We start from the raw sequence: 539 nt of genomic DNA, 5'->3' as shown, positions 1-539 counted from the left end.
CTATCCAGCGCTTGTGTTTCAGTGAGCTGAATGACATTAGAAACCAGTGTGGCTTTATCATCTGTCCCGGCAATCGTAAGCGTGGCGGTTTGTTGCGTACTTCCACCATGGCCATCTTCTACTTGATAAGTGATAGCGATTTGTTGCGACTGACCATTGGCCAAATGGTTAAATGCGGGATCAGTGGCATCAACAATTAATGTATGACCATCAGTATCTAAGGTGATACCTGCGGGGATTTTCCCTGCCTGAAGTTGACCATCGATGGCATATTCAAGGTGACTGACGCTTAAAGCGTCGCCGTCTTTGTCTGTGGCACCTACTAGCAGATTGAGGGTGTGATGATTATCGGCCCCCTCACTGACACTGTCGGTTAAAGGCGTCACATCAGGGTTGTCGTTAACCGCAGCTAAGTTGGTGGTTGCGCCGGTGTGTGTTACACCACCGTGTGCATCTTTGACGTCATAGCTAAAGTGCACCGCGCCGTTGTAGTCTTTTTCTGGGGTAAACGTAAACGTACCATCGGCATTGTTTAGAAT

At 48.4% G+C, this 539-nt stretch carries 1 protein-coding gene; it reads right to left on the bottom strand.

The annotated features are described in order from the left end of the window. Positions 1-539 (bottom strand): cadherin-like domain-containing protein (locus tag AB4486_RS22740; protein WP_372118745.1); only part of this gene is annotated, 539 nt, incomplete at both ends.

It is taken from the genome of Vibrio sp. 10N.222.55.C6, assembly GCF_041473395.1.
In the GTDB taxonomy this organism is placed as follows: Bacteria; Pseudomonadota; Gammaproteobacteria; order Enterobacterales; family Vibrionaceae; genus Vibrio; species Vibrio crassostreae_C.
Note: the sequence above shows the minus strand (reverse complement) of the source record. Positions and strands in the feature narration are given on the sequence as shown.